Annotated in this window: 25 protein-coding genes; 13 read left to right on the plus strand and 12 right to left on the minus strand. The window is 66.0% G+C overall.

Annotation, left to right across the window (positions count from 1 at the left end; genetic code table 11):
• Window positions 1-8 precede the first annotated feature (8 nt).
• A complete protein-coding gene (locus GV068_RS08970; protein ID WP_159696993.1) occupies window positions 9-2,876 on the plus strand; it encodes a pitrilysin family protein in 2,868 nt (955 codons plus the stop codon).
• Window positions 2,877-2,962: 86 nt separating this feature from the next.
• Here GV068_RS08970 and GV068_RS08975 read toward each other — a convergent pair whose 3' ends face one another.
• From GV068_RS08975 to GV068_RS08995, 5 genes are all read right to left on the minus strand, one after another.
• On the minus strand, window positions 2,963-5,071 hold the full coding sequence (locus GV068_RS08975; RefSeq protein WP_159696994.1) for a hypothetical protein: 2,109 nt from the start codon (window positions 5,069-5,071) through the stop codon (window positions 2,963-2,965).
• 178 nt (window positions 5,072-5,249) lie between these two features.
• Window positions 5,250-6,440 (minus strand): YsnF/AvaK domain-containing protein, encoded by a 1,191-nt coding sequence (locus GV068_RS08980; protein WP_159696995.1) that lies wholly within the window; start codon window positions 6,438-6,440, stop codon window positions 5,250-5,252.
• 25 nt (window positions 6,441-6,465) lie between these two features.
• On the minus strand, window positions 6,466-6,891 hold the full coding sequence (locus tag GV068_RS08985) for a DUF2382 domain-containing protein (protein WP_229463937.1): 426 nt from the start codon (window positions 6,889-6,891) through the stop codon (window positions 6,466-6,468).
• A gap of 107 nt (window positions 6,892-6,998) precedes the next feature.
• Complete coding sequence (locus GV068_RS08990) at window positions 6,999-7,256, minus strand: hypothetical protein (RefSeq protein WP_159696996.1); 258 nt, start codon at window positions 7,254-7,256, stop codon at window positions 6,999-7,001.
• A 14-nt stretch (window positions 7,257-7,270) separates the two neighbouring features.
• Entirely contained in the window at window positions 7,271-8,068 is a 798-nt protein-coding gene (locus tag GV068_RS08995) for a DNA/RNA non-specific endonuclease (protein ID WP_159696997.1), read from the minus strand.
• Window positions 8,069-8,269: 201 nt separating this feature from the next.
• Here GV068_RS08995 and GV068_RS09000 point away from each other — a divergent pair, with 201 nt between their 5' ends.
• From GV068_RS09000 to GV068_RS09015, 4 genes are all read left to right on the plus strand, one after another.
• The gene (locus GV068_RS09000; protein WP_229463939.1) at window positions 8,270-8,635 is read left to right on the plus strand and encodes a hypothetical protein; all 366 of its coding nucleotides are present in this window, start codon (window positions 8,270-8,272) and stop codon (window positions 8,633-8,635) included.
• Window positions 8,636-8,893, plus strand: coding sequence for a DUF5985 family protein (locus GV068_RS09005; RefSeq protein ID WP_159696999.1), 258 nt, complete (start codon window positions 8,636-8,638; stop codon window positions 8,891-8,893).
• Window positions 8,894-8,897: 4 nt separating this feature from the next.
• The gene (locus GV068_RS09010) at window positions 8,898-9,167 is read left to right on the plus strand and encodes a DUF5985 family protein (RefSeq protein ID WP_159697000.1); all 270 of its coding nucleotides are present in this window, start codon (window positions 8,898-8,900) and stop codon (window positions 9,165-9,167) included.
• Window positions 9,168-9,232: 65 nt separating this feature from the next.
• The gene (locus tag GV068_RS09015) at window positions 9,233-9,496 is read left to right on the plus strand and encodes a hypothetical protein (RefSeq protein WP_159697001.1); all 264 of its coding nucleotides are present in this window, start codon (window positions 9,233-9,235) and stop codon (window positions 9,494-9,496) included.
• Window positions 9,497-9,508: 12 nt separating this feature from the next.
• Here GV068_RS09015 and GV068_RS09020 read toward each other — a convergent pair whose 3' ends face one another.
• On the minus strand, window positions 9,509-10,345 hold the full coding sequence (locus tag GV068_RS09020; RefSeq protein ID WP_159697002.1) for a phytanoyl-CoA dioxygenase family protein: 837 nt from the start codon (window positions 10,343-10,345) through the stop codon (window positions 9,509-9,511).
• A gap of 202 nt (window positions 10,346-10,547) precedes the next feature.
• Between GV068_RS09020 and GV068_RS09025 the strand changes: the two genes are divergently transcribed.
• Window positions 10,548-12,872, plus strand: a complete 2,325-nt coding sequence (locus tag GV068_RS09025) for an ATP-binding protein (protein ID WP_159697003.1) — start codon at window positions 10,548-10,550, stop codon at window positions 12,870-12,872.
• Window positions 12,873-12,884: 12 nt separating this feature from the next.
• On the opposite strand, the gene GV068_RS09030 is transcribed toward GV068_RS09025, so the two are convergent.
• On the minus strand, window positions 12,885-13,310 hold the full coding sequence (locus GV068_RS09030) for an NUDIX hydrolase (RefSeq protein WP_159697004.1): 426 nt from the start codon (window positions 13,308-13,310) through the stop codon (window positions 12,885-12,887).
• A 140-nt stretch (window positions 13,311-13,450) separates the two neighbouring features.
• On the opposite strand from GV068_RS09030, the gene GV068_RS09035 reads away from it, so the two are divergent.
• The 3 genes from GV068_RS09035 (at window position 13,451) to GV068_RS09045 (ending at window position 16,253) form a co-directional block, all read left to right on the plus strand.
• Window positions 13,451-14,542 (plus strand): mechanosensitive ion channel family protein, encoded by a 1,092-nt coding sequence (locus tag GV068_RS09035; RefSeq protein ID WP_159697005.1) that lies wholly within the window; start codon window positions 13,451-13,453, stop codon window positions 14,540-14,542.
• Between the two features lie 174 nt (window positions 14,543-14,716).
• Complete coding sequence (locus tag GV068_RS09040) at window positions 14,717-15,109, plus strand: KGG domain-containing protein (RefSeq protein ID WP_201303264.1); 393 nt, start codon at window positions 14,717-14,719, stop codon at window positions 15,107-15,109.
• Between the two features lie 181 nt (window positions 15,110-15,290).
• On the plus strand, window positions 15,291-16,253 hold the full coding sequence (locus tag GV068_RS09045; RefSeq protein ID WP_159697006.1) for an IS1595 family transposase: 963 nt from the start codon (window positions 15,291-15,293) through the stop codon (window positions 16,251-16,253).
• Window positions 16,254-16,341: 88 nt separating this feature from the next.
• Here GV068_RS09045 and GV068_RS09050 read toward each other — a convergent pair whose 3' ends face one another.
• Together GV068_RS09050 and GV068_RS09055 are read right to left on the minus strand one after the other, a co-directional pair.
• A complete protein-coding gene (locus tag GV068_RS09050; RefSeq protein ID WP_159697007.1) occupies window positions 16,342-17,529 on the minus strand; it encodes a glycosyltransferase family 1 protein in 1,188 nt (395 codons plus the stop codon).
• Between the two features lie 458 nt (window positions 17,530-17,987).
• Complete coding sequence (locus tag GV068_RS09055) at window positions 17,988-19,196, minus strand: hypothetical protein (RefSeq protein ID WP_159697008.1); 1,209 nt, start codon at window positions 19,194-19,196, stop codon at window positions 17,988-17,990.
• A gap of 112 nt (window positions 19,197-19,308) precedes the next feature.
• On the opposite strand from GV068_RS09055, the gene GV068_RS09060 reads away from it, so the two are divergent.
• Both GV068_RS09060 and GV068_RS09065 read left to right on the plus strand, forming a co-directional pair.
• Complete coding sequence (locus GV068_RS09060) at window positions 19,309-20,601, plus strand: NCS2 family permease (RefSeq protein ID WP_159697009.1); 1,293 nt, start codon at window positions 19,309-19,311, stop codon at window positions 20,599-20,601.
• Between the two features lie 95 nt (window positions 20,602-20,696).
• Window positions 20,697-21,521 (plus strand): YdiY family protein, encoded by an 825-nt coding sequence (locus tag GV068_RS09065; RefSeq protein WP_308637061.1) that lies wholly within the window; start codon window positions 20,697-20,699, stop codon window positions 21,519-21,521.
• 6 nt (window positions 21,522-21,527) lie between these two features.
• Here GV068_RS09065 and GV068_RS09070 read toward each other — a convergent pair whose 3' ends face one another.
• The 3 genes from GV068_RS09070 to GV068_RS09080 are packed head-to-tail and all read right to left on the minus strand — an operon-like array spanning window position 21,528 to window position 24,520.
• A complete protein-coding gene (locus GV068_RS09070; RefSeq protein ID WP_229463942.1) occupies window positions 21,528-22,856 on the minus strand; it encodes an aspartyl/asparaginyl beta-hydroxylase domain-containing protein in 1,329 nt (442 codons plus the stop codon).
• 45 nt (window positions 22,857-22,901) lie between these two features.
• Window positions 22,902-24,200 carry an MFS transporter gene (locus GV068_RS09075; RefSeq protein ID WP_159697010.1) on the minus strand — a complete coding sequence of 433 codons (1,299 nt, stop codon included), beginning with the start codon at window positions 24,198-24,200 and terminating at the stop codon, window positions 22,902-22,904.
• Window positions 24,197-24,520 (minus strand): thioredoxin family protein, encoded by a 324-nt coding sequence (locus tag GV068_RS09080; protein WP_159697011.1) that lies wholly within the window; start codon window positions 24,518-24,520, stop codon window positions 24,197-24,199. Before GV068_RS09080 ends, GV068_RS09075 begins: the two co-directional genes overlap by 4 nt.
• A 185-nt stretch (window positions 24,521-24,705) precedes the next feature.
• Between GV068_RS09080 and GV068_RS09085 the strand changes: the two genes are divergently transcribed.
• Complete coding sequence (locus tag GV068_RS09085) at window positions 24,706-24,885, plus strand: DUF3606 domain-containing protein (protein WP_159697012.1); 180 nt, start codon at window positions 24,706-24,708, stop codon at window positions 24,883-24,885.
• A 197-nt stretch (window positions 24,886-25,082) separates the two neighbouring features.
• Window positions 25,083-26,249, plus strand: a complete 1,167-nt coding sequence (locus tag GV068_RS09090) for a mechanosensitive ion channel family protein (RefSeq protein ID WP_229463950.1) — start codon at window positions 25,083-25,085, stop codon at window positions 26,247-26,249.
• Window position 26,250: the final 1 nt, after the last annotated feature.

Genomic DNA, 26,250 nt, shown 5'->3' on the forward strand with positions numbered 1-26,250 from the left:
GAGAGAACGTGTTGATATCCTCACTGTCGCGCACCCTGCTCGCGACGGCCGCCCTGCTCGCATTCGCGGCGCCAGCCAGCGCCGCCCCGGCCGCCAAGCCTGCCACGGCAAAAGCCGCCGGCGGCGACGTGCTGCCTTTCAAAGCCACCGAGAAAACGCTGCCGAACGGCCTGAAGGTGATCGTGGTGCCGACCGGCTTCCCGAACCTGGTCTCGGTGCACATCCCGGTGCAGACCGGTTCGCGCAACGAAGTCGAGCCGGGCAAGTCGGGCTTCGCCCACTTCTTCGAGCACATGATGTTCCGCGGCACCCCGAGCTACCCGCCGGAGAAGTACCAGGAAATCATCACCAAGGCCGGCGCGCGCCAGAACGCCTACACCAGCGACGACCTCACCAACTACTACACCACTTTCGCCAAGGAAGACCTGGACACCGTGCTGAAGGTCGAAGCCGACCGCTTCCAGCACCTGTCATATCCGATCGAAGCCTTCAAGACCGAATCGCGCGCCGTGCTCGGCGAATACAACAAGAACAGCGCGAATCCGATGCAGAAGCTGTTCGAGGTCCAGCGCGAAGCCGCGTTCTCGACCCACACCTACCGCCACACCACGATGGGCTTCCTGAAGGACATCGAGGACATGCCGAACCAGTACGAGTATTCGAAGGTCTTCTTCGACCGCTGGTACCGTCCGGAGCGCACCACCGTGATCATCGCCGGCGACGTCGACCCAGGCAAGGCGGTGGCGATGGTGGAAAAATACTGGGGCTCCTGGAAGCGCGGCAGCTTCAAGTCGAACGTTCCGGTCGAGCCGGCCGCCAAGGGCGCCCAGTACCGCCACGTCAACTGGCCGACCCCGACCCTGCCGCTGGTGACGGTGGCCTTCCGCTCTCCCGCCTTCTCGGAAACCCAGAAGGACCAGGCGGCCCTGTCGATGCTGCTGTCGCTCTCCTTCGGCCGTACCTCGCCGCTGTACAAGCGCCTGGTGCAGGACGAGCAGAAGGTCGACCAGCTGTTCGACTTCGTGCCGAACCGCGTCGATCCGAACCTGGCCACCATCGGCGCCCGCGTCAAGAAGCCGACGGACGCCGTCTACGTGCGCGACGCCATCATGGAGACAGTCGCGAAGCTGCGCGACGAGCCGGTGACGGCCAGTGCGCTGGCGGACGCCAAGTCGGCCAATAAATATGGCCTGATCCGCTCGCTCGACAATACCGAAGCGATCGCCTCGACCCTGGCCTCGTACGTCCACTTCAATCGTTCCTACGACACCCTGAACAGCTACTACCGCGTGGTCGACAGCCTCACCCCTGGCGACCTGCAGGCTGCCGCGCGCAAGTATCTGGTGGACGACTCGATGGTGGTCACCACCCTGTCGCATGAGGCCTTGCCGGCGGCCGTCGGCACGCTGCCGAAGCTGGCCGACCTGACCCCGAAGGCGAAGGACGCGAACTTCGACGTGCTGGTGCAGAAGTCGGCGCTGCCGCAGATCCGCTTCAAGCTGCTGTTCGCGGCCGGTTCGGCGCACGACCCGCAGGGCAAGGAAGGCCTGGCGGCGCTCACCGCAGCCATGGTGGCGTCGAGCGGCTCGCGCGAGCGCAAGATCGATGAAGTGACCAAGGCCCTGTTCCCGCTGGCCGGCAGCTTCAGCGAGCAGACCGACAAGGAAATGACCACCTTCACCGGTTCGACCCACAAGGACAACTGGGACCAGTACCTCGGCATCGCCCTGCCGCTGCTGGTGGACCCGGGCTTCCGCGAGGAAGACTTCCGCCGCCTGAAGGACGCCCAGAAGAACGCGCTGGTGCTCGACCTGAAGGACAACAACGAAGAGGAATTCGGCAAGGAGCGGCTGCAGACCAATGTGTTCGCCGGCACGCCCTACGGCCATCCGGTGCTCGGCACGGTGAAAGGCATCGAGTCGATCACCCTGGACGATGTGAAGAACTTCTACCGCCAGGCTTATCAGCAGGGCGCGGTGCGGGTCGGCATCTCGGGTGACGTGTCGGACAAGATGGTCGCTTCGCTCAAGAGCGCGCTGGCGCGCCTGCCGGGTGGCGCCGGCCTCGCGGCCACGCAAGCCATTCGCGGCCGCATGCCGAACGGGCTGGACGTCGAGATCATCGAGAAGAACACCCGCGCGACCGCGATTTCCTTCGGCCTGCCTTTGGTCGTGACCCGTTCGCACCCGGACTTCGCCGCCCTGTGGATGGCCAAGACCTGGCTCGGCGAACACCGCGCCTCGAGCGCGCGCCTGTACCAGCGCATCCGCGAGGAGCGCGGCATGAACTACGGCGATTACGCCTACATCGAAGCCTTCCCGCGCGGGATGTTCCAGTTCTTCCCGAACCCGAACCTGGGCCGCAAGGCGCAGCTGTTCGAAGTCTGGATCCGCCCGGTGGCACCGCAGAACGGCCACTTCGCCCTGCGCGCGGCCCTGTTCGAGCTGGACAAGATGATCGCGAACGGCCTGTCGCAGGCGGACTTCGAGACCACCCGCGGCTACCTGATGAAGAACGTGTTCGTCATGACCGCAACCCAGGACCAGCAGCTCGGCTATGCGCTGGACGCCCAGTGGTACCGCACGCCGGAATTCACGCGCATGATGCGTGATGCCCTGGCCAAGCTGACCGTGAACGACGTCAACGCGGCGATCAAGAAGCACTTGTCGAGCAAGAACCTGTCGGTGGTGATCATCACCAAGGACGCGGCGGGAATGAAGGACAAGCTGGTGAGCGACGCCTTCTCGCCGATCGCCTATGACGCCAAGAAGCCGCAGGCGCTGCTGGACGAGGACCAGCAGGTCGGTTCGATGAAGCTGGGCATCAAGCCGGAGGCGGTGAAGATCACGCCGGCGGCGCAGGCTTTCGCCGAATGAGCTGACGCTTCGATAGGTATCGAAATGAAATCGGCGCCCGCGGGCGCCGATTTTCGTATGGCCGCCTTATCGGCGGCGCACAAGGATTACGAAGTCATGCGATCCCAGCCGTGGCGCACGGCCGACTTCATCTTTTCCCAGCTCGACTGGTCGCCGCTGCCGTAGCGGCTGTCCCAGTCGCTGCGCAGGTCGTTCTCGACCTCGCCCCATTGGCGGCCGCGGTACTTCTCGTTGCGCGCCATTTCGGAACCGTAGGAATAGGCCGGCTTGTACTCGTCGTAGCTGCCGGCGCCGGTCGCGGTGCTGTAGGTGGCGTTCCAGTGGCTGCGGTATTCGCGGTCGTCGTCATCGTCGTCGGTCATGCGGTCCCAGCCATGACGGACGGCGGACTTCATCTTGTCCCAGGCGCCGCCCACGGCTGCACCCGCGCCGGCGCCGGTGGCGCTGGAGGACACGCCGGAGGTGCCGGTGGTGCCGGTGACACGGGAATCCCAGCCGCGCGCCAGGTCGCCCTCGATGTCGTCCCATGGACGGTTGCGGTACATCTCGCTCTTGCGCATCTCCGACCCATACGAATATGCCGGCTTGGCGCTGTCGTAGTCGATCCCGGTGCTGCTCAGATTGCTGTCGTAGTGGCTGCGATAATAGCTGTCGTCATCGCGGTCGAGGGTCATGCGATCCCAGCCTCGGCGCACGGCGGCCTTCATCTTTTCCCAGGTGTCGCCGGCGGTGCTGCCGCTGCGGCTGCTCCAGTCGCTGCGCAGGTCGTTTTCGACATCGTCCCACTTGCGGCCGCGGAAGCGGTCGTTCATCGCCATTTCCGAGCCATAGGAATAGGCCGGCTTGTACTCGTCGTAGGTACCGTCGGCGCTGCCGTAGGTGCTGCTGAAGTGGCTGCGGTAGATGGTGTCGTCATCGTCGCTGGTCATGCGGTCCCAGCCGCGGCGCACGGCGGCTTTCATTTTTTCCCAGGTGGCGCCGGCGGCCGCGCCGGCGTTGCGGGCGCTCCAGTCGCTTTGCAGGTCGTTCTCGACCTCGTCCCACTTGCGGCCGCGGTATTTATCGCTGCGCGCCATTTCGGAACCGTAGGCATAGGCCGGCTTGACGCTGTCGTAGTCGTCGCCACTGTAGTTGGCGAGGAAGTGGTTGCGGTAATAATCGTCATCGTCGCCGAAGAAATTGCTGCCGATCGACAGGCCGCTGCCGCTGTCGGCCGAGCGCGAGTAGATGCGCGACTTGCCGCGCTGGCTTTCCGAGTAGCTCGAGGAAGCCGAGCCCGAACCCATGGCCGTGTCGCGCTGCATCGAGCCGCCGGCGCCCCCCTGGAGGGCCGAGCCTTCCAGCGAGGAGCCTTGCAGGGTGCCGCCCTGGATGCCCGAGCTATGCAGGCCACGGTCGCTCTGGGTACCTTCGAGCGCGGAAGCCTGCACCGAGTTCTCTTGCAGGGTCGAGGCCTGGAGCGAGGTGCCCCCGGTCGCGGTCAGGCCGCTCTTGCCCTGGGGCTCCTGGTAGGTGGTGCCCATCGGCTCGGCCTGGTTCAGCGACTGCTGCTGGAACAGTTTGCGGTCGCCCGGGTTGTCGAGCTGCTGGATCGAGCCCGGTCCCGCCCCTGCCCCCATGCTGGCGCCGACAGGAGTGGATGCGATCGCGGCGCCCGTGCTGGTGGTGCCGCCCCCCTGGCTGGATCCGGTGCCGGACTGCGCCGACATCTGCGCGGACTGCTGCATGCCGCCGGCGCCGCTCATGCGCATCGATTCGGACAGGCCGCCGCCCGCGCCCATCGCGCCGATGCCGGTATCGGTCCCGGATGCCTGCTCGTCGATGTCGGTCGGGCCGTAGCGCTCGACGATGTCGGCGGCGCGTTCGACTTCCGGCAGCGAATCGGCGCGCACGGTGAGCACATGGTGGCCGCGGGTGACCGCGCCTTCGTACTTGCTGGCGTGAGTGCTGTTGTCGGCGCCGAACAGGTCGGTGAAGAAATGCTTGATGCTGGCGCCGATGCTGGCGCCGGTCCCGTCGGCCAGGGTGTCGGTATCGGTGGTGGCGCTGCTGCCGGTGACGCTGTCAGTCATGCCGGTCGGATCGGCGTTGGAAAGCTTGACCTCGTCGCGCGAAAAGCCCGAGGACGTCAACTCGTTCATCGCATTTTGTGCGTCGGTCCGGTTGTCGAACACGGCTACAAGAGTATGTTGCATGGTCGTTCCTCCGTTTTGGTAATGGTCGGCGCGCGCAATCGGGCTGCGAAGCTGCTGGTGCGCGCATGCACGAAACGAGATTACTCCAATCGCGACAGTAACCGCGCGCGGCTGACCGGACAGTGGGAACGATATGAAAACGGCGCCCGCAGGCGCCGTTTTCGCTACGCAAAGCCGCTCAGTACGTGCGGCCGCTGCTGCTGGTCTCGCCTGTCATGCGGTCCCAGCCGTGACGCACCGCTGCCTTCATCTTTTCCCAGGTCGACTGGCCGCCGCTGCCGTAGCGGCTGTCCCAGTCGGTGCGCAGGTCGGATTCGACGTCGTCCCACTGGCGCCCGGTGTAGCGCCCGCTGCTGGCCATCTGCGAGCCGTAGCTGTAGGCCGGTGCATAGTCATCGTAGGAAGCCCCGGAGCTTCCATAGTTGCTGGTGAAGTGGCTGCGGAAATAGCTGTCGTCGTCGCGCAGGTCCGACTGCGCGCCGCCAAGGCGCTGCACATCAACTTCGGTATGGCGCAGCGTATCGGTGATCTGTTCCTGGCGCTCGTTCACCTGCTTGCCGATGGTAACTTCCTCGACGATGCGGGCGGACTTCTCGACCACCGCTTCCTCGGCGGTCTCGCGCATTTCGATGGTCTGCTCCTTGAAGGCGGTGGCGTCCGCGGGGCTGATCGGCTGGTCCACCGTACGGCGCTGGACGTCGACGTGTTCCTCGCGCAGGCCGACGGTTTCATTGACCGGGGTCTCGACGACGCGCGAGAAAATGCGTACGCCGCCGCGCTGTACTTCGCGCTTGCCGACCTTCAGCTGCTCTTCCACCACAGGAATCGATTGGGTGCCGGCGATGTTGGCGCCGGTGCGGCCGGTTTCCATCGCGGTGTCGCGTTGCAGCGAAGCGCCACTCGACAGGCCTTGCTGCGATCCCGATTGCAGCGAGGACGACTGCGCCGACATCGACTGCGAACCCATGCCGCTGCTGCTGCCCGTGAGCAGTGCGCCGGCGCCCGCCGTGCCGACGCCGTCCGAATGCTCGTCGATGTCGGTCGGCCCGAAACGTTCGATCAGGTCGGCCGCGCGCTCGACTTCCGGCAGCGAATCGGCGGTGAGGGTCACCACGTGCTGGCCGCGTGTCAAGGCGCCTTCGTAGCGGTTTGCATGCTCGCTATTGTCGGTGCCGAACAGGTTGCTGAAGAAACTCTTGATGCCGCCGCCGATGCCGATGTCGTCATCGGCGCTCGAAGCGGAAGCGCTGCCGGCGTCGCCGCCGGAGAGGCGCACGTCGTTGCGGGAAAAGCCCGAGGCAAGCAGTTCGTCCAGGGCGCTCTGGGCGTCGGTACGGTTGTCGAAGACAGCTACTAGCGTATGTTGCATGGTCAAACCTCCGAAACTATGGTTGTCATGGCGAAGGCGGCGCACCGGCGTCGTCGAAGCGTTCCACCTCGACGCGTTCCGCCTTGAGCGGGACGGTGTCGAGGTAGCGCTCCTCGCGCTGGATGCGGGTGATGTGCAGTTCTTCCTTGATGCGCAGGCGGCGTTCGACCACCAGCACTTCCTCGAGTACGGGAACGACCAGGACGTCGCCCTCGTAGCGTGGGGCGGGCGTTTCATCTGCCGCCACCACGCGATCGACCGCGACCCGCCGGACCTCCACCTCGTCGCGCAGCAGGCGCTCGTCGATGGTCACCGGCTGCTCGGACACGGTCTTGTGGATGCGTACCCCGCGGCCCGTCTCGACGGTGCGGGTACCGACTGCAAGCTGTTCCTCGATCACGGGAATCCGCAGGCCGTCCTGGCCCGTGGATGCGTGGGTATTGCTGGACATCTGCCGCCTCCTCGTATCGCATATGCGAGCAGGTCAGACTACTCCAAACGGTGGAGGCGGCGCACACCCTTGACGGGCGGCACGTGCGCTATGCGGACGGAGAAATCTTAGGAGAAAGGATTGTCGACGGTCTTGACCTCGGGTGGCGGCAGACGGTCCGGCAGCTCGCGCGCTTCGAGGGCCGCGACTACCTCGCCGAGCTGCGCGTGCAGACGGCGCGCCGCTTCCAGCCCGGCCTTGTCGGCAGTAATGTCGAGGTCGCCCGAGATGGTGATGCGGTCGAGGCGGTTCTCAAGCATCAGGTCGCCGATCTCGAGCACGTCGGCCTCGTTGGCAAAGGGGGTAAAGCTTTTCTTCTTGCTCATGTCTTCTCCGCGGTTCAGTAGCGGTCCCGGTTGCGGCTCTTGCCCTGGCGGATCTTCGGCAGCGCGAGCATGCGCTCCTTCTGCTGCTGGCTCAAGGAAGGCAGCAGTTCGATGCCGATGATGCGCTCCAGCTCGGCGACCGGAATCACCTGGATCGGCGCGTCGGCCCGGTTCTCGACGAACCAGGCGGCGGCGGCCCTCTGGCGGGGACTGTACACCACCTTGTACAGGTGGCTCGGCACGATCACGTTGCCGACCTTGCGCAGGCTGCTGCCCAGGAAGGCGGGCCCCGTGATCACGTACAGCGAGCCCTCCTTCTTCGCCATCTTGCGCACCGCGCCCTCGATCGGTGCCCAGATGTGGCGGTTGTGCTCGCGGTCCTGCGGGACCATGTTGGCGAGCGAAAAGCTCTCGCGCTGGGCGCGGCGGTCGGGCATGTCGCCATTCGGCGCCAGGTGGCCGCGGTCGAAGCCGCTGCGAGCGTAGTCCGCGAGTTCGGCGCGCTGGCCGCGCGGCAGGCGCGGCTCGGGATGGAAAGCGTTGTCGCGGTCCAAACCCTGGGCCGCTTCCAGCTGGCCGGGGGCCAGGTGCTCGGCCGACCATAGGGCGGTGCGGGTCACGCCCGAGTGCATCACCCCGAATTCGCTGTAGCACAGCTCGCGTGTGGCGGCGCCCAGTTTCGGGTTGCGGATCTCGGGCGGGCGGCCGTCCAGGTAGTGGGAAGGACAATCCGCAGCCTGGACCAGGCCGGTGGCCAGCAATGCGCAGAAGACGGAGAAGCGCGCAAGGCGAGCCAGTTGAGCACGTAACATTTGAGAATAATCAAGCTATCAATAGCGCGCATTGTAGCCGAGGGCCCTTGAGGGCCGTCAAACACAGCCGGAGAAATACATGCGCACAATTGAAAATACATTTCCAGCAAGAATGCGTTACACTTTTGCCTTTCTCAACCAAAGATTCCTTTTGGGAAATTCAACCCGAAGCGAATGATCCGTCCCCCGATCTCAGAGGACTTGCGCCGTTTTGTCCTGACGAGCGTCCCCTCCGTGCCCTTCCTCGAGGCGCTGCTGCTGTTGCGCGCCAATGCCGGCCAGCAATGGTCCGGCGAGATGCTGGCGAGCCGGCTGTACACGAGCGAGCGCACGGCCCAGGGCCTGCTCGACGAGTTGTGCCGCTCCGGCATGGCCGCCCCCTGCCCGCCGCCGCACCAGCACTGCTATTGCTATGCGCCCGCTTCCGCCGTCCTGCGCGAACGCATCGACGGCCTGGCCGAACTGTATGCGCGTCACCTGGTGGACGTTACCAACCTCATCCATTCCACACTCGACCGGAAGGCGCAGCAGTTCGCCGACGCCTTCCGCCTGCGTAAGGATACTTAAATGGGCGAACTCATCTATACCTTGTGCATGCTGACCTCGCTTGCCTGTACCTGGCTCCTCTGGGGCAGCTACCGCCGCACGCGCTACCGCCTGCTGTTCTGGAGCGCGCTGTGCTTCGGCGTGATGACCTTCAACAACCTGTTCCTGATTTTCGACAAGATCGTGTTCCCGAATGTCGATTTCATGCCGCTGCGCCTGATCAGCGCCCTGGTTGCCTGCCTGTTGCTGCTCTACGGCCTGATCTACGAGAAGGAGTGAAGCGATGACCCAGCTGATGTACGGCGCGATTTCGATGGCCTCGCTCACCATCGCCCTGTTTTTCCTGCGCTTCTGGCGCAATACGGGCGACCGCTTCTTCCTGTATTTCGCGCTGTCCTTCTTTATCGAGGGAGTGCACCGGATCTACTCGGCGGTGCTGAACGAGGCCGGCGAGGATTCGCCGCTGCACTACCTGATCCGCGTGGCGGCCTACGGGCTGATCGTGTGGGCCATCGTGGAGAAGAACCTGCCGCCCAGGGACCGGCGCGACTAGCGTGCGCCCGGCCCTTGGGGCCGGCGCGATAATGGGCCATGAAAAACCGTCAACAGGAGGACAGCATGGCCCAAGCCCAGACCAACCAATCCAAATCCGGCAGCAACCCGATCGCGGGCGGCGGCCAGGACCAGCGTTCCGAGAACCTGCTTCCCGGTGAAGAAGGCGCCGAAGACGGCCGCTTCGACGTCGCCGAAGAAGTCAGCCTCGACCAGCATTCCGACGAAGCGCGCCGGGTCGGCCAGGTGTCCGAGAACGGCATCGCCGACGCCGTACCGGACGCCCTCAAGACGCCCGTTCCCTCGCAGGGCATTCCGTCCAAGGAATGAGGCGCCTGGCTTTTAGCCGCCCATCGTGACACCCATCTTCAGGCCCTCGATCGTGTGGGCCTGGTAGATCGGCTCGAGCTGGTCCACCACGCGGCAGTTCAGATGCTGCCGCACCTCGTCAGGCAGGCTCTCGTAATAGGCGCGCGACATCTGCAGGTCGTGCTTGATGGCGTTGGTCGCGTCCGGCGCGTCGGCGCCGACCACCAGCACCGGACGTGACAGGTTGGAGCGGTTCGCGGTGCCGCGGTGGATGGTCAGCGCCGAACGGGCCGAGATGTCGCCCACCTTCGGCAGCTTGCGCTGGGCCAGCGCCTCGTAGCGCGGGAACAGCGCCTTGTCCGGGAACATCGGGTCGCCCTCGTACAGGTCCCATTGGGTGCCGGGCGCGATCTCGAACGGGCCCATGTCTTCGGTCACGTCGACCGTGGTGAGATTGAAGGCGAGCGAACTGAGGCGCCGGCGCTGCACCGTTTCCGGCGGCGAGGCGAAGTCGCGGTGCCAGGGCTGGTGCATGGCGCCCGGGCCCGGCACGTCGAAACCCACTTCCACGATCCGCCACTCCGGCCCCAGCACCGCGCTGCACACCGCGTGCACCCATGGATGGCTGGCGATCGCCACGAAGGAGCGCAGGCGCTCCGGATGCACCTCGACGTAGTAGCGGTTGGGGCCGCGGTTGAGGGCCCCGCCCTCGCGTCCCAGCGCTTCGTCGAACAGGCGGTCGATGTCGGCCCGCAGTTCCTGGACCAGTTCGCGGCTGAACGCGCCGCGGCAGGCGATGATGCCGTCGCCGTAGATGCCGCGCATGATGTCGGCCACTTCGTATTGTGCGGTGCTTGCTCCGCTATCCATGCTGAATCCTCCTCTGTCCTTGCATGAAGCCTGGCCCCTGGCGGGACCCTGCGCAAATACTACTGGCAATTGCCAAGGCGCGGCGCGAGCCCGGCCGCTTGCGCGCTTGGGCGTTGACAGGAAGGCATCGGGACCGTAGATTGACGCCCTGACCCAAGGAGAACGCACGCATGAGACCCGCATCCGCTCGCTGGAGGAACACTTGACGGCGCCTGGCCACGCCAGCGTGCTGTTCATCTGCGAGCGCCCGGTCCCGGATCCGGTGCTGGGCAGGGTCGCCGCCGAACTCGGCGAAACCGTCGTGCACGCGCGTTCATCAAGCGAAGGTTTGGAGCAGGCGCGCCACAAGGATTTTGCCCTCATCCTGGTGGGTTATGCGGGTGACGCGGCAGCGCTGGCCGAGACCGTGCGCCAGGTGCGCGCAACGCGGCGCTCGGTGCATACCCCGGTGGTGGCGCTCGGCGTGCCCGCCGCGGCCATGCCCTCGGTCGAGCCCCTGTATGAGGCAGGTGCGGTCGCCGTGCTGGGCGAACCGCTGTCGCCCGTGATCCTGCGCGCCAAGCTGCGCTTCTACATCGACGCCTTCCTGGCGAGCGCCGAGCGGCGCCGCGCCGAAGCGGCCCTGATCGACGCCAGGTCGCGCCTGGAGTCGATCATCGCGGCGGCCGAGCTGGCGATCTGGTCCTGGGACGTCGAGGCCGACCGGGTGATGGGCGACAGCCGCATGGGCGCGCTGTTCGGCGTGCCCGAGGAGCTGCTCGGCGGGGCGCCGGCGGCGCGCTATTTCAACGCCATCCACCGCGACGACCTGGCCACGGTCCAGGCCCTGCTGGGCGCCGCGCTGGAGCGCGGCGTGCCCTACGACGCCACCTTCCGGGTGCGCCGTCATGGCGGCGGCTGGCGCTGGGTGATCGCGCGCGGCAACGTGGTGCGGACGGAGGATGGCGGCCGGCCGCGCGTGCGCGGCGTGGTCATCGACGCCTCGCGCCAGTTCGAGACCGAGCAGCAGCTGCGCTTGAGCGAGGAGCGCTACCGCACCCTGTTCGACTCGATCGACGAAGGCGTGTGCGTGATCGAGCTCTTGTACGACAGTGCCGGCCAGCCCTGCGACTACCGCTTCCTCGAGACCAACCCGGCTTTCGTCAAGCAGACCGGATTGTCGGACACGGTCGGGCGCACCATCCGCGAAATCGCGCCGCGCCACGAGCGCAACTGGTTCGAGATCTATGGCCGCGTCGCCGCGACCGGCACCCCGGTGCGTTTCGTGAACGAGGCGGGCGACCTGGGCCGCTGGTTCGACGTCTACGCCGCCCGCATCGGCCCGCCCGAGCAGCACCGGATCGCGGTCGTCTTCAACGACATCACCGAACGGCGCAGCAGCGAAGAGTCCTTGCGCCGCATGGCGTCCGACCTGGAAGAAGCGAACCGCATCAAGACCGAATTCCTCGCCACCCTCGCCCACGAACTGCGCAACCCGCTGGCCCCGCTGCGCAGCGGCCTGCAGTTCATCCGGCACGAAGCGCACGACCCGGCCGCGGTGGCGCGCATCCACGAGATCATGGACCGCCAGTTGGGGCACCTGGTGCACCTGGTCGACGACCTGCTGGACGTGGCCCGCATCACGCGCGGCCAGATCGCGCTCAAGCGCGAGCGCATCGACCTGGCCACCGTGCTGGCCGCCGCGGTCGAGACCAGCATGCCCCTGATCGAGGCGCAGCGCCACCACCTCGACCTGCACCTGCCGCCGCCGGACCAGGCCCTGGTGGTGGACGCAGACGCCACCCGCCTGACCCAGGTGGTGTCCAACCTGCTCAACAACGCGGCGCGCTATACCCCGCGCGGCGGCAGCATCGTGCTGGCCGCGGAGCGCGACGGCAATGAGGCAGTGATCGCCGTGTCGGACAACGGCATCGGCATCGATCCGGAACGGCTGGATGACGTGTTCACGATGTTCACCCAGATCGGCGAAGGCCGCCGCCATGCGGCGGGCGGACTGGGGATCGGGCTGTCGCTGGTGCGCAGCCTGGTCGAGCTGCACGGCGGCAGCGTGCGCGCCTCCAGCGCCGGCACCAATTCCGGCAGTGTGTTCACGGTGCGCCTGCCGCTGGCGGAGCCGATCACGCAAACGCCGGCTCCTGCCGCGGCAGACGGCGCTTCCGATCCGGCGGCGCGCCGGGCGCGGCGGGTGCTGGTGGTCGACGACAACCGCGACGCCGCCGAGACCCTGTCGGCGGTGCTGGGCCAGCTCGGGCACCAGGCCCTGGTCGCCAACGACGGCCACCAGGCGCTGCGCATGATGGCCGGCTTCCAGCCAGAGGTCGTGTTCCTCGACCTGGGCATGCCGGGCATGTCCGGCTTCGAGGTGGCCGAGGCGATCCGGCGCGACCCGCGCCACACTGGGGTACGCCTGGTGGCGCTGACCGGCTGGGGCGGCGAAGCCGACCGCGAGCGCACCGCCCGCGCCGGCTTCGACCGTCACCTGACCAAGCCGGCGACCACCGCCGCGATCGAGGAAGTGCTGGCCTGATCCGGCCCTGTCCTACCAGTCGAGCGACAGCAGCACTTCCGCCATGCGCGGCCAGCACAGGCCGCCGACCTCCTCGCGCGTAGCCCAGCGGTAACCATCCATTTCCGGCGTCGGCACACCCGTCACGTGATGCGGGAAGCTGGTGCTGCAGTGGAGGTGCCCCAGGCTGTCCAGCGCGGGCCCCGATTCAAGCATATAGAGGTGCAGGCGCTTGTCGCGGCGGTAAGCGAAGGGGCCGAGCTCGCAAAATTGCTCGGCCTCGAATACCAGCCCGGTTTCTTCGCGCAGTTCGCGCATTGCTGCTTCCAGCTCGGTTTCGCCGGGGTCGCGCATGCCCTTCGGGATGTCCCATTTCGGCGTGTGCGTGACGTGGCACAGCAGCAGCTGGCGGCGCGGGTTGACGATCAGGGTGCCGCAGGAGACGGTGTGTTTTGCCATGCGCTGCCGCCCTGCGGGCGGCCTGGGTAATGTCGTGAGTCCACTGTATCGGCCAGCCACGAGCATTGTCAATTGTGCGCGCCGCTGGCCGTCTGAGCCGCACACTGGCTCCTTTTGCTGCAATGCGTTGGGAGTCGTGGATGGAATTCTTGTTGCACAATAATGATCTCGAAAACTGGATGATGGCGATCGGTGTCTGCATCGGCGCCACCGCCACCATGCATTTCCTGCGCATGATCGCCCTGCGCCGCCTGGGCGACCTGTCGCGGCGCACCGTGACCCGGCTCGACGACCTGGTGGTCAAGATGCTGCGCCGCACTTTCGTCACCCCGCAGCTGGCGATCGGCCTCTACCTGGGCAGCATTTTCCTGGTGATGCCGGAAAGTTGGCGGATGGTGGTGTCGCGCATCGCGGTGGCGGGTCTGGTCCTGCAGCTCGGCATCTGGGGCGACACCGCCCTGCGCGGATGGCGCAGCCAGCTGCTCGCCACGCCCGGCGACGGCGCGCGCAAGGCCTCCAGCACCATCCTGTTCTTCATGATGCGGCTGGTGGTCTGGACCGTCGCCTTCCTGATGATGCTGGATAACTTCGGCTTCAACATCACCACGCTGGTGGCGAGCCTGGGCATCGGCGGCATCGCGGTAGCCCTGGCCACCCAGAACATCCTCGGGGACCTGTTTGCTTCGCTCTCGATCATGCTCGACAAGCCCTTCGAGATCGGCGACTTCATCATCGTCGGCGACGCGCTCGGCGCGGTCGAGTACATCGGCCTGAAGACCACGCGCCTGCGCGGCCTGGGCGGCGAGCAGATCGTGTTCTCCAACGGCGAGCTGCTGCGCAGCCGGATCCACAACCACAAGCGCATGGCCTCGCGCCGCGTGGCCTTCGTGCTGCGCGTGGCCTACGGCACCAGCGAGGCCCAGGTGACGGCGATCCCGGCCATGATCCGCGAGATCATCAAGGGTCGCAGCGATGTCGACTTCGAGCGCGCCCACTTCTTCCGCTACGGCGACTGGTCGCTCGACTTCGAGGTGGTGTACCACTTCAAGAGTCCGGACTACATCCTGCACATGGACGCCCAGCAGGACATCCTGCTGCACATCTACCGCGCCTTCCAGCGCGAAGGCATCCAGTTTGCGCACCCGCTGTCGGTGGTGCGCGTGGCCGACCACCGCGACCCGGCAGGCGGCTGGCCGCCAGCGGATGCAGCAGGCCCAGTGCTGAAGCATTGAGCACGGCGGTATGCGCCGGACCGGTCCTACAGTGCCGGGCCGGGCAGTCCTATTCCGCAGCCGCGACCGCAGGCCTAAGATGAACTCACCTCTTCCGGAAAACGCCACGCAGGACGCGGGGCGAATGGCCGGAAGGGAATCCGACCAACCCTGTCATCGATAAAGGAGACCATCATGGCATCGAACAATCAGGGAAACAGCAAGCGCGGCTTCGCATCCATGGACCAGCAGCAGCAACGTGAAATCGCCTCGGCAGGCGGCCGCGCATCCGGCGGCGGCAACCGTGGCAATTCGCAGAGCGGCCGTGGCAATAATTCGCAGAGCGGCAGCGGCGGCAATTCGCAAAGCGGCAACGGCGGCAACAGCAACCGCGGCTTCGCGTCGATGGATCCGCAGCGCCAGCGCGAAATCGCTTCGCAGGGCGGCCGCGCCGCCCACGCTTCGGGCAATGCCCACGAGTTCACCTCGGAAGAAGCACGCGAGGCCGGCCGCATGAGCCACAAGAATGATGGCAACCAGCAAAGCGGCAATCGCGGCAATGGCGGCGGACGTGGCGGCAACCGCTAAGCGGATGCGCTGAACTTCGCAGCATCACGAAAACCGGCGGAGCATCCTCACGGAGCTTCGCCGGTTTTGTTTTTGGTCGGCACAAACCCACAAAAGAACAGGCGCTGTCACCACTACGTGTAGAAATTGAACTGTTGAGCTGACCGGATGTCCAACCTGAGTCAAATGACCAGGAGGGACGATGAAGTCGGAAGGCTTTCGCCGCTTGCTACGCCAGGTTGATTCGCTCACCAGGCAACAGCGTTCGAAACTGGTCGACGCCCTGCGCCCGGCCATTAGCCTGGACAAGGTGTGCGAGGCAATCGACAGTGCGCGGCCCGATCCGCTGTGCTGTCCCTCTTGCGGCAACAGTCGCCATTATCGTCACGGTGTCGTCCGAGGTCTGCAGCGCTACCGCTGCCGTGCCTGCTCTCGCACCTTCAGCGCCCTGAGCGGTACGCCTTTGGCCCGGTTGCGCTATCGATCGAAGTGGCTGGACTATCTCAAAGAAATGCTCGGCTCGCGCAGCGTACGGGCAGCGGCGAAACTGATCGGCGTGCATCGCAACACCAGCTTTCGCTGGCGCCACCGCTTCCTCGACGGTGTGCGTCATGATCAGCCCGAGCGCCTCGCCGGCATTGCCGAGGCGGATGAGATGTTCCTGCTCGAATCGCAAAAGGGATCGCGCCAGCTGGAGCGGCCCGCGCGCAAGCGCGGCGGCGTGGCGCCTCACCGGGGCATCGGCCACCAGCACGACTGCATCCTTGTTGCCCGCGACCGCAGCGGCCTGACCTGCTCCTTCGTCACGGGACGGGCCGCGGTCACGGCCAGACAGTTGCACCGGCACCTGCTGCCCGTCCTTGATCCGGACATTTTATTAGTGACAGACGGACACCGCGCCTACCGGACCTTTGCTCGCGAGGCGCGTATTGCACACGCGTTCGTCAATCTGCGTGCGGGCGAACGCGTGCGGGGCGCGGTCCACGTCCAGAACGTGAACGCCTACCACCAGCGCCTGCGGGGCTGGTTGTCACGTTTCAACGGCGTGGCTTCGCGATACTTGCCGAACTATCTCGGCTGGCGCTGGGCACTGGACGGCGAGCGCATCGCGGCGCCAGAGCAGCTGCTTGAGAGGGCAATCGGCCTTTTCCACACCCAGCGATGACAGCGCCAAAGAACACGGCGGCGGTACCCTTCCGGGTCCGCCGCCGTGCCGTCGCCAGCCAGCGCAGATGCGCTGGCCGCTTACCCTGTTACGCGCTCTTCGCGACCGGTACCGCGCTGGTTTTCACCGGCAGCACGTCGGCGCGGGCGGCGTCCTGGTTGGCCGGCAGGCGCGCGTGGCGGCCCGGTACGGCCTGCTCGATCAGCTCGTGCATGCGCGATGCGGTCAGGTCCCAGGAGGTGCCGGCAACGACTTCGCGCATGCGCTTGGCCAACTGCTGGCGTTCGGTGTCGCTCAGCGCGAGCTGGCGTTCGCAGGCAGCGATGAACTCTTCCGCGGTCGCGGCTACCGCCACCACGTCGCCGTACGGGACCTTGACGTCGGTGATCGGGGTCGAGACCGCCGGCAGCTCGGCCGCCATGTATTCGAGCACCTTGGTCGGGCTGATGAATTTGGTCGAATCGTTCATGGCGAACGGCAGCAGGCAGACATCCCAGCCGGCCAGGAACTGCGGCAGCTGGTCGTAGGTGCGCTGGCCCATGTAATGGACGTTCGGCTGCTTCGGCAGGGTCGCCGGGTCGATCTTGACGACCGGGCCGACCATCACGATCTGCCATTCCGGATGGGCATCGGCCATCTTCGACACCAGTTCGACGTCCAGGCGCTCGTCGATCACGCCGTAGAAGCCCAGGCGCGGATGCGGGATGTGGGCCTGGTCCGGGTGGGAGATCTCGCGGTCCTGGGCCTGGCGGAAGTGCTTGGCGTCGACGCTGCTCGAGAAGCAGTGGGCGTTGGCATGGCGGTCGCGCTTGGACTGGTACAGGCTCGGGCCGCCGGTGAAGACCACGTCGGCCATGTTCAGCAGCGCGCTTTCGCGTTGCAGGAGCTGCTTCGGCGCGTTCTTGAACATCGCCAGTTCGTCCATGCAGTCATAGACGATCTTGGACGGGTTCAGGCCCTGCAGCAGCGGCAGCGCCATCGGGGTGTAGAACCAGACCACCGGCTGCTCGTCGCTCGGGACGAGGTCGGCCAGCAGGGTCTGCAGGGTCGGGAGCTGGTCGTCATGGAAACCTGGTGCATGGATCGCGGTATGCGGACGGCACACGGTGATGTTCGGCGCGACGGCCGTCTTCTTCAGGTATGCCTCTCCTTCGCTGTACACCGGTTCCTCGACAAACAGGATATCGTAGTGTTCCGCCAGACGGGTCATCAGGTGCTGTGGACGCTGGAAGACGAAGTCCCAACGCAGGTGGCAAAACACGATCAAGGTCGGCATATTCAATTCCTTTCGCCTTCGTGGCGCTATTTTGTTGGCAAAGCCTGGCAGTTTTTCTCTCAGAGCCAGTCCCCGGAAACGCGCTGTGGCGTACCGGACCCCCGAATCGTAACATGCAAAATTTCTAATATTTTCATTTATGCATTGCAATATTTCGAATAGGTAATGTTGCAACCAGATGTTACAACAGGCCCTCATAGGAGAGAGAAGACGGATGAGCGCACTCATGTAGGGGATTTCCTACATCCATACAAGAAAATCCACTACGAAAAGTCAACACTTTTTTTACCGTACCCGGGCGTGGAAAGCCCCGCAAACGCCCGCTGGCGATGCGTCAAATATTACGTTTTTCATTCGGAAAGCATGCTTGGGTTAGCCCGGCGGCACGGCCGCCGGCTACCGTCGAGGTAGTAGGAAAGTAGCTCATGGGCGCCTTGTCGGATCAACGCCCGCCGCACTCAGCCCGGCTGGTAGGGTTCCGCGCCTTCCGCATGGCCGTCTTCGCTGAAGCCGGTGGCTACCGACACCCCTTCCAGGCCGAGCGAGAGCAGCGCGTCGCACAGGTTGTCGATCTCGGCGCCGAGGTCGGCCGCCAGGTCGACCGGGGTTTCGACGCTGCCCCAGGGGCTGCCGCCGTCGAGCGCGTACAGGTTGATGCGCAGGACGATGTGCTCCCCGGCATCGAGCGGCGCCACCGCCGCATGCACGCGATCGGCATCCAGGTCCTTCGCGCTCAGGGTGCGCGCCACATCGGACAGGACGCCGAGCGTGGTGAGTTCGCTCACGCCCTGCTCCTTGGCGCCGTAGAACAGGTCCTGGTAGAGGAAGTCGACGTGGATCGCGTCCGGATCCGCCGCCAGCAGGCGACGCACCAGCGGCGCGGCCTGCATGGTCCAGCTGCGGTAGCGTTCTTCGCGCGCGCCATACCAGGCGTCGGCGCCGGCTTCGTCTGCCGGCACCGCATAGAAGGGATCATCGAGGCGCTTGAGCGAGAAGCCGAGCAGGAAGCGCAGCTCGAGCGCCGACTCGTCCGGCGCGAAGCGCTCGCCGGTCCAGCCGCGGACGCTGGCTTCGATGGTCGGCGCCGGCTGCAGCTTCTTCTCGAGCAGCGAACTGGCGGCCTCGCGCAGCATCTCCTGCAGCGTCGAGTAGGAGATGTGGTCGATCTCGGCCAGGTCGTAGGCATGCTGGACCAGCACCACCTTGCCGCCTGCGCTTTCCAGCCCGGCCGGGTGGAAGCTGGTGGCCACCAGCTCGAAGGCATCCGGGTCCTGGAAGGCCTGTTCGGCCTGCAGCCCGCCCGGGCTGCGCACGAACAGCGGAATCAGGAAGGCGTCGATCTCGTATTCGCTGCCGTCCTCGCGCCGAAGGCGCAGGTTGGCGGCTTCTTCTTCGATGCGGCCGCGCAGCAGGCGGCAGGCTTCCGGGTCGGTATAGCGCGCGATCTCGATCGCTTCGTACAAGGCGTCGTCGCGCTTCTTGCGCAGCAGCTTGCGCACGGCCGCGAGCAGTTCTTCCTCGCGCTCGTCCGCGCTGCCGAAGCCGGGCGCTTCTTCGCGCTCGGCGATGGCCAGGGCGAGGTCGGCCAGTTCCTGGGCCTGGGACGCGCTGTCCGGTTCGCGCGGATTGTTGGAGGTGCGGGGCAGCGGGCGCTTATTCTTTGGCATGACAATGCTTCGATGATGATGGAAGCGCCATGTTAGCGCATTAGCATGCAGGCGCACGCGCCCCAGGCCTGCGCGATGTTATGCTTCAGCCAAAACAACCATGGAGCCCTCGATGCTCGACCGATTCTTCAAGCTCACCCAAAGCGGCACGGACGTGCGCACCGAACTGCTGGCCGGCCTGACTACCTTCCTGACGATGGTGTACATCATCTTCGTCAATCCCTCGATCCTGGGCGACGCCGGCATGCCGAAGGAATCGGTGTTCGTCGCCACCTGCATCGTGGCGGCGCTCGGCACCGCGGTGATGGGCCTGTACGCCAACTACCCGATCGCGATGGCGCCGGGGATGGGCCTGAATGCCTATTTCGCCTATGCCGTAGTGCTGGGCATGGGCGTGGCCTGGCCGGCGGCGCTGGGCGCGGTGTTCATCTCCGGTTGCCTGTTCATCCTGGTTTCGCTGCTGGGCCTGCGCGGCATGATCGTCAACGGCATACCGAAATCGATGCGGGTCGCGATCACGGTCGGCCTGGGGATGTTCCTGGCCCTGATCGCCCTGAAGAATGCCGGCATCGTGGTGGCCAGCGAGCCGACCCTGGTCAAGGCCGGCGACCTGCACAAGCCGGAAGCCATCATGGCCATCGTCGGCTTCTTCGCCATCGTCGCGCTCGACCGCCTGCGCGTGAAAGGCGCGATCCTGATCGGCATCGTGCTGGTGACGGTGCTCTCGTTCTTCTTCGGCGGGAACACCTACAAGGGTATCTTCTCGGCGCCGCCTTCGATCTCGCCCACCCTGCTCCAGCTCGATATCCCGGGCGCGCTCTCGGTGGGCGTCCTGAACGTGGTCCTCGTGTTCTTCCTGGTCGAGCTGTTCGACGCCACCGGCACCCTGATGGGCGTGGCGCGCCGCGCCGGCCTGCTGGTCGAAGGCAAGATGGACCGCCTGAACAAGGCCCTGCTGGCCGACAGCGGCGCCATCGTCGCCGGCAGCCTGCTCGGCACCTCGAGCACCACCGCCTACCTGGAAAGCGCCTCGGGCGTGCAGGCGGGCGGCCGCACCGGCTTGACGGCCCTGACCGTCGCGGTGCTGTTCCTGGCCTGCCTGTTCATCGCGCCGCTGGCCGGCGTGGTGCCGGCCTATGCCACCGCGCCGGCCCTGCTGTTCGTGGCCTGCCTGATGCTGTCCGACCTGGGCGAAGTCGAATGGGGCGATTCCACCGAGAGCATCCCGGCCGCGGTGACGGCGCTGGTGATGCCCTTCACCTTCTCGATCGCGGAAGGGATCGCCTTCGGCTTCATCAGCTACGCCGTGCTCAAGCTGCTGACGGGGCGCGCGCGTGAAGTGGCGCCGGTGGTGTGGGTGATTGCGGCCCTGTTCACCTTCAAGATCGTCTACGTCGGTACCTGAACGGCTACGCGGATTGAGTTAATTGTGTCGGAAAGCATCGAAACGCGCCGTCTTTGCGCTACAATGTCGCGCATCCTGTCGGCAACACGAGGCTTATGAACTCTCTCCGCTTCCTGGCAAAGGCGCCGGCGCTCCTGCTCTGCGCGCCCCTCAGCATGACCTTCTGCGGCCTCGCCATGGCCGATGACAACATGCCGCCCATCGGCAACCCGCATGCACCGCTTACGGTGGCCCTGCCCGAGATTCCCGAAGGCGGCTGGTTCACGTCGGCCGAGCTTGGCGCAATCACGACTTCCGGCAACACCACCGGTACCTCGATCACGGGCAAGATCGACGCCCGTCACGAGACCGCGACCTGGAGCCACGAATTCGTCGTGAGCGGCTTCTTCAAGGAAGACGAGTACGAAGACGACGAGGGCAACATCGAGCGCAGCAAGTCGGCCGAGCGTTTCGCCGCGTCGGCCAAGGCCTCGTTCAAGCTGCTGGGCGAAGGCAAGCGCGCCTTCATCCTGGGCTCCCACGTCAACGACCGCTTCGGCGCCTATACCCGCTATTCGTCGGTTTCCGTCGGTCACGGTTCGCAGTGGCTGAACACCGGCAACAAGACCCTGGACGTGGAGATCGGTCCGGGCTATTTCGCGGGCGAGCGCGCCACCGGTGAAGAAGAAAGCGGCCTGACCGTGCGCGGCGCGGCCCAGTTCCGCTGGCGCGTCAGCCCCTCGGCCTACTTCGCCCAGAGCGTCAGCGTCGAAAAAGGCACCTCCAACACCCACTCGGTGGCCGAGGCCTCCCTCAGCACCAAGATCAATTCGACCATGCAGATGAAGGCGGGCTTCAGCGCCCGCAACGACACCAGCGTCCCGATCGGCAAGAAGAACACCGATACCCAGACCTCGCTGACGATGGTCTATTCGTTCTAAACCGAGTCAAAGACCGAAACCGTCTGCGCTCTTCGCGAAGGCATTGATCCCGGCGCTCATCGCCGTGATCATTGCCCGTTCCGCGGCCGACAAGGCCGGGTGCCAGACGTCGAAGATCAGCACCGCACGCATCTCGTCGCTGTCGTTCCAGGCCTCGTGTTCGATGGTGTCGTCGAACACCCAGGCCTTCCCCACTTCCCATTCGCGGGTGTCGTTCCCGACCCGGAAACCGCAGCCCGGCGGCACGATCAAGGGGACGTGCGTCACCAGGCGCACGTTGCTGACGCCCGTGTGCGGCGGAATCCGGGTGCGCGGCTTCAACAGCGAAAACATCGCGCTCGGCGTGCGTCCGGGCTGGTCCGGCTGGGGCGCGCTCCCCAAAAGGGCCATGGTGCGCGGGCAGCGCGCCGCGTTCTCTTCCACCCGCGCGCCATTGTCGATCAGGCGGAAGGCGCTCCAGTCCAGGTTGCGGTTCAGCTCCGCCCACTGGGCCAGCGGCTGGTCGTCCGAATAATTGATGTAGGGCGTGAAACCGCGGTCCTCCGCCAGCACGGCCAGGAATTCGTCGCGAATCTGCTCGGTGGCGGCCTCGAAGGCATCGAGCCAGGGAAAGTCGCTGCGTTCGAAGAAGCTGACCGGCGCCAGGCCCTGGTAATGGAAGAGCTGCGGCTGCGGATCGTAACGGCGCTTGCGGCCGGTCATCACCTCGACCGACTCGCGAAAACGCCGCAGTTCGCGGCTTCCGTGTTCACCGCCCAGTTCGCGGTAGAACGGCGCCAGGTAGTCGTCCAGGAAGCTGCCGAATTCGCGGTTGTAGGCGGCGTGCCAGTCGAGCGCCTCGCGCACCGCAGGCTGCAGGTCCGGGGCGATGGTCTCCAATGGCGGTGCGACCGCCGCCACCGCCGAGCAGGCGGCGGCCGCTTCCTGGCGCCGGCCCTGGCGGATGCACAGCCGGCTGCGCAGGACCAGGGCCACCAGGTCATAGGGATCCACCGTGAGCGCGCCGCGCAGGGCGGCCTCCTCGGCCGCTTCGTCCCCCATCGCCAGGCAGACCACGGACAGGTTCAGCCACTGCTGCACTTCGCGTCCATCGGCCTCGACAAGACATTCGAGCAGGCTGCGTGCGCGCGCCAGGTCGCCGGCTTGGAACGCGATGTGCGAGAGCGAGCGCAAGGCGCGCGGGTGGCCGGGCACGCGCGCCAGGATGCTTTCCCATAGCTGGCTGGCCCGACCTACATCGTTCCTGGACGAAGCTTGGAGCGCCTCGCGTTCGAGCGCCGCAATCTGCTGGATGTCTGCCTGCTGCACGTCTGCCCCGACTGTATTTATCGTCAATACATTCTGGTGCAGACATATGCATGTTGGCAAGCAATATTTACCCTAGGCCACTTCCGCCCGTACCTTCGGAGCGCTTGCGCCAATCGCCAGCAGTGCGAACAGGCTGAGCATTGCTGCCGCCGTCAGGTAATAGCCGACCCACGGCAGGCCGTAATTGGTGGCCAGCCAGGTCGCGATGTAGGGCGCCAGCGAAGCGCCCAAAATGCCTGCGAAGTTGAACGTCAGCGAAGCCCCGGTGTAGCGCACCTCGGCCGGGAACATCTCGGCCAGCAGGGTCCCGAGCGGACCGTAGGTGAAGCCGACCAGGCACATGCCGAGGATCATGAAGCTCGCCACCGAGACCAGGGTCGCCGCCCCGAACAGCGGTCCGAACAGCAGGCCGAACAGGGCGATCGCGCCGCTCACCAGGATCATCGCCGTGCGCCGGCCATAGCGGTCGGCCAGCAGAGCCGAGGGCGGGATGGTCAGGCCGAAGAACACCACCGCGACCAGCTGCAGGGTCAGGAACTGCTGGCGCGAGAAGCCGAGTTTGGTGGTGCCCCAGCTCAACGCGAACACGGTCATCAGGTAGAACACGACGAAGGTGGCGAGCGCGACGATCGTGCCCAGCACCAGCGCGCGCCGGTGTTCGCGCAGCACGGCCAGCACCGGCAGCTTGACGCGCTGGTCGCTGTCCAGCACCTTCTGGAAGTCCGGCGTCTCGGTGATTTTCAGGCGCACGTAGAGACCGACCAGCACCAGCAAGGCGCTGGCGAGGAAGGGAATGCGCCAGCCGTAGCTGAAGAAATCCTCATCCGTCATCAACTGGCTAAGCAGCAGGAAGGTGCCGCCGGACAGGAAGAAGCCGAGCGGCGCGCCCAGTTGCGGGAACATGCCGTACCAGGCGCGCTTGCCCGGCGGCGCGTTTTCGGTTGCCAGCAGCACCGCCCCGCCCCACTCGCCGCCCAGGCCCAGGCCCTGGCCGAAGCGGCACAGGGCCAGCAACAGCGGCGCCAGGGTGCCGATCGCGGCGTAGGTCGGCAGCAGGCCGATCAGGATGGTGGAGATCCCCATGGTGAGCAGGGCCGCGACCAGCGTCGCTTTTCTCCCGATGCGGTCGCCGAAGTGCCCGAACACGGCCGAGCCGACGGGACGGGCGAAGAAGGCGATGGCGAAGGTGGCGAGCGACTGCAGGGTGGCGGCGGCCGGGTCGGCCGCCGGGAAGAACAGCCGCGGGAAGACCAGTACCGCGGCGGTGGCATAGATGTAGAAGTCGTAGAACTCGATGGTGGTGCCGATGAGGCTGGCGAACAGGACGGTGCGCGGCTTGTTGACGGGCGCTGCTGCTGTCTGCACCGTCATGCTGCACCGGCCTGGGCCAGCGCCACGCGCACTTCGTCGGCCGAGACCGGGCGCACCACGCGCGCCACTTCCTGCCCGTCCTTGAGCACGACCACGGTCGGCCACAGCTTGATGCGGAACGAACGGCCCAACGGCCGGCCCGGGCCGTCCTCCACCTTCACGTGGCGCACCGCCTGGCTGCCAGACACCGCCTCGTCGATCAGGGGTTCGGCCGCGCGGCAGTAGCCGCACCAGTTGGCGCCGAAATCGAGCATCACGGTGCCGGGCATCGCGTCGACGGCGCTGCGCTCGGGCTGGGCGGTTTCATAGGGTGCGGACATGCGGTCTCCTCCTCTTGGTGCGGGTGGTGGTGTTGATAGTGCAAGCGTACCTCAAAATGTTGCCACTGGCACGGGCCTGCGGGTCGATTCCTGGTCGTTATGATCTTGTTACGTGAAACACCGTACGGAAGCCTTCTGCTGGGACTGGCACTCTGGACCCAGGCAATGTGATCAAGGAGACAACCATGTCTGACAACCTGCAAAACCGTGGCGGCCAGGACCGCGCCCGCATCAACGTGCATGAAGAATGGGAAGTGCGCCACTGGACCGAGGCGCTGGGTGTGAGCAAGGAAGAGCTCGAACGCGCCGTGAAACAGGTCGGGCCAAGCGCCGACGCCGTGCGTGAACACCTGAAGAAGCACTGATCCACGGAGCGGGCCGCGCGCCCGCTCCCGCAGCACCCTATCCAGCATTCCCGTGGGCCCGAGGGCCTGCGTCCATGCAGCACCGTCACCGGTGAGGCTGCATCCGCGCCGCCCGCCGCTTGCCCTACCCCGCTCCTCCGGCACGCGCGGCCGGCGCCGCCTCCCGCATGGGCGGCCCCGTCCAAAAGGAGTCCGGTTTGAATAATTTCTACGCCAACGTCCATAATTTCTTCGCCTCGCTCGACATCACGCTGCCGAACGCCCTGTTCGCCATCGGCGCGGCGGTCGCCAGCTACATCCTGATGCACGGCGCCCTGATCCTGTTCCGCCGCCGCCTCGGCCGGCTGAGCGAGGAACGTCAGCACCGCACCATCGCCCAGGTCCTGAGCAAGACCCTGGCGCGCACCGGCACCCTGGCCATCGTCGCCACCGCGATCCTGATCGGCCTGTCGGTGCTCGACCTGCCCGAACCATGGGATGCGCGCCTGGGTCACCTGTGGTTCCTCACGCTCGGACTCCAGCTCGCGATGTTCCTGCACCGCGCCGTCAAGATCGGCTCACGCCGCTACTTCCTGAGCCACGGCCGCAAGCCCGGCGGGGTGGACCAGCAGGTCACCGTCGCCCATACGGTCGTGATCTGGCTGCTGCAGACCACGGTCTGGGTGGTGTTCATGCTGGCGATGCTGTCCAACCTGGGCATCAACGTCACCACCTTCGTGGCCAGCCTCGGTATCGGCGGCGTGGCGATCGCGCTGGCCGTGCAGAACATCCTGGGCGACCTGTTCGCTTCGATGTCGATCGCGGTCGACAAGCCGTTCGAGGTGGGCGATTCGATCTCGGTCGACAAATTCAGCGGCACGGTCGAGCATGTCGGCCTGAAGACCACCCGTGTGCGCGCCGTGGGCGGCGAGCAGGTGATCATCTCGAACGCCGAACTGCTGCGCAACACCGTCTACAACTACCGCCGCATGACGACCCGCCGCATCCAGTTCACCCTGCGCGCCAGCCCCTCGACTCCGCGCGAGCTGGCGGCGCGGGTGCCGGAACTGCTCGGCGAAATCATTGGCAAGCACGAGAAGGTGCGCTTCGACCGCGCACACCTCAAGACGCTGGACCAGAACTGGATCGAGTACGAGATTGTCTACACCATGCTCGACGCCGACTACGGCCTGTACATGGACACCCAGCAGGCAATTAACCTCGATGCGATGCAGATGTTCGAGGACCTGGGCATCTCGACCGCGCCGCGGCCGCAGCACCTCTTGATCCAGGATCCGGACCAGCGCGACGTGCGCGGCGCGGACCAGGCTGCAGCCAACGAGGACAGCCCCGAGGGCGGCCGCCCTCGCTACCTCAAACATTGAA

It is taken from the genome of Massilia sp. 9I, assembly GCF_902506415.1.
GTDB lineage: Bacteria > Pseudomonadota > Gammaproteobacteria > Burkholderiales > Burkholderiaceae_D > Telluria.

Excerpts from the sequence above, each read along its gene's own strand:
- GV068_RS08975 (WP_159696994.1), bottom strand. The coding sequence starts at position 5,071 with ATGCAACATACTCTTGTAGCCGTGTTCGACAACCGGACCGACGCACAA.
- GV068_RS08980 (WP_159696995.1), bottom strand. The coding sequence starts at position 6,440 with ATGCAACATACGCTAGTAGCTGTCTTCGACAACCGTACCGACGCCCAG.
- GV068_RS08985 (WP_229463937.1), bottom strand. The coding sequence starts at position 6,891 with ATGTCCAGCAATACCCACGCATCCACGGGCCAGGACGGCCTGCGGATT.
- GV068_RS08990 (WP_159696996.1), bottom strand. The coding sequence starts at position 7,256 with ATGAGCAAGAAGAAAAGCTTTACCCCCTTTGCCAACGAGGCCGACGTG.
- GV068_RS08995 (WP_159696997.1), bottom strand. The coding sequence starts at position 8,068 with ATGTTACGTGCTCAACTGGCTCGCCTTGCGCGCTTCTCCGTCTTCTGC.
- GV068_RS09005 (WP_159696999.1), top strand. The coding sequence starts at position 8,636 with ATGGGCGAACTCATCTATACCTTGTGCATGCTGACCTCGCTTGCCTGT.
- GV068_RS09010 (WP_159697000.1), top strand. The coding sequence starts at position 8,898 with ATGACCCAGCTGATGTACGGCGCGATTTCGATGGCCTCGCTCACCATC.
- GV068_RS09015 (WP_159697001.1), top strand. The coding sequence starts at position 9,233 with ATGGCCCAAGCCCAGACCAACCAATCCAAATCCGGCAGCAACCCGATC.
- GV068_RS09020 (WP_159697002.1), bottom strand. The coding sequence starts at position 10,345 with ATGGATAGCGGAGCAAGCACCGCACAATACGAAGTGGCCGACATCATG.
- GV068_RS09030 (WP_159697004.1), bottom strand. The coding sequence starts at position 13,310 with ATGGCAAAACACACCGTCTCCTGCGGCACCCTGATCGTCAACCCGCGC.
- GV068_RS09035 (WP_159697005.1), top strand. The coding sequence starts at position 13,451 with ATGGAATTCTTGTTGCACAATAATGATCTCGAAAACTGGATGATGGCG.
- GV068_RS09040 (WP_201303264.1), top strand. The coding sequence starts at position 14,717 with ATGGCATCGAACAATCAGGGAAACAGCAAGCGCGGCTTCGCATCCATG.
- GV068_RS09045 (WP_159697006.1), top strand. The coding sequence starts at position 15,291 with ATGAAGTCGGAAGGCTTTCGCCGCTTGCTACGCCAGGTTGATTCGCTC.
- GV068_RS09050 (WP_159697007.1), bottom strand. The coding sequence starts at position 17,529 with ATGCCGACCTTGATCGTGTTTTGCCACCTGCGTTGGGACTTCGTCTTC.
- GV068_RS09055 (WP_159697008.1), bottom strand. The coding sequence starts at position 19,196 with ATGCCAAAGAATAAGCGCCCGCTGCCCCGCACCTCCAACAATCCGCGC.
- GV068_RS09060 (WP_159697009.1), top strand. The coding sequence starts at position 19,309 with ATGCTCGACCGATTCTTCAAGCTCACCCAAAGCGGCACGGACGTGCGC.
- GV068_RS09065 (WP_308637061.1), top strand. The coding sequence starts at position 20,697 with ATGAACTCTCTCCGCTTCCTGGCAAAGGCGCCGGCGCTCCTGCTCTGC.
- GV068_RS09075 (WP_159697010.1), bottom strand. The coding sequence starts at position 24,200 with ATGACGGTGCAGACAGCAGCAGCGCCCGTCAACAAGCCGCGCACCGTC.
- GV068_RS09080 (WP_159697011.1), bottom strand. The coding sequence starts at position 24,520 with ATGTCCGCACCCTATGAAACCGCCCAGCCCGAGCGCAGCGCCGTCGAC.
- GV068_RS09085 (WP_159697012.1), top strand. The coding sequence starts at position 24,706 with ATGTCTGACAACCTGCAAAACCGTGGCGGCCAGGACCGCGCCCGCATC.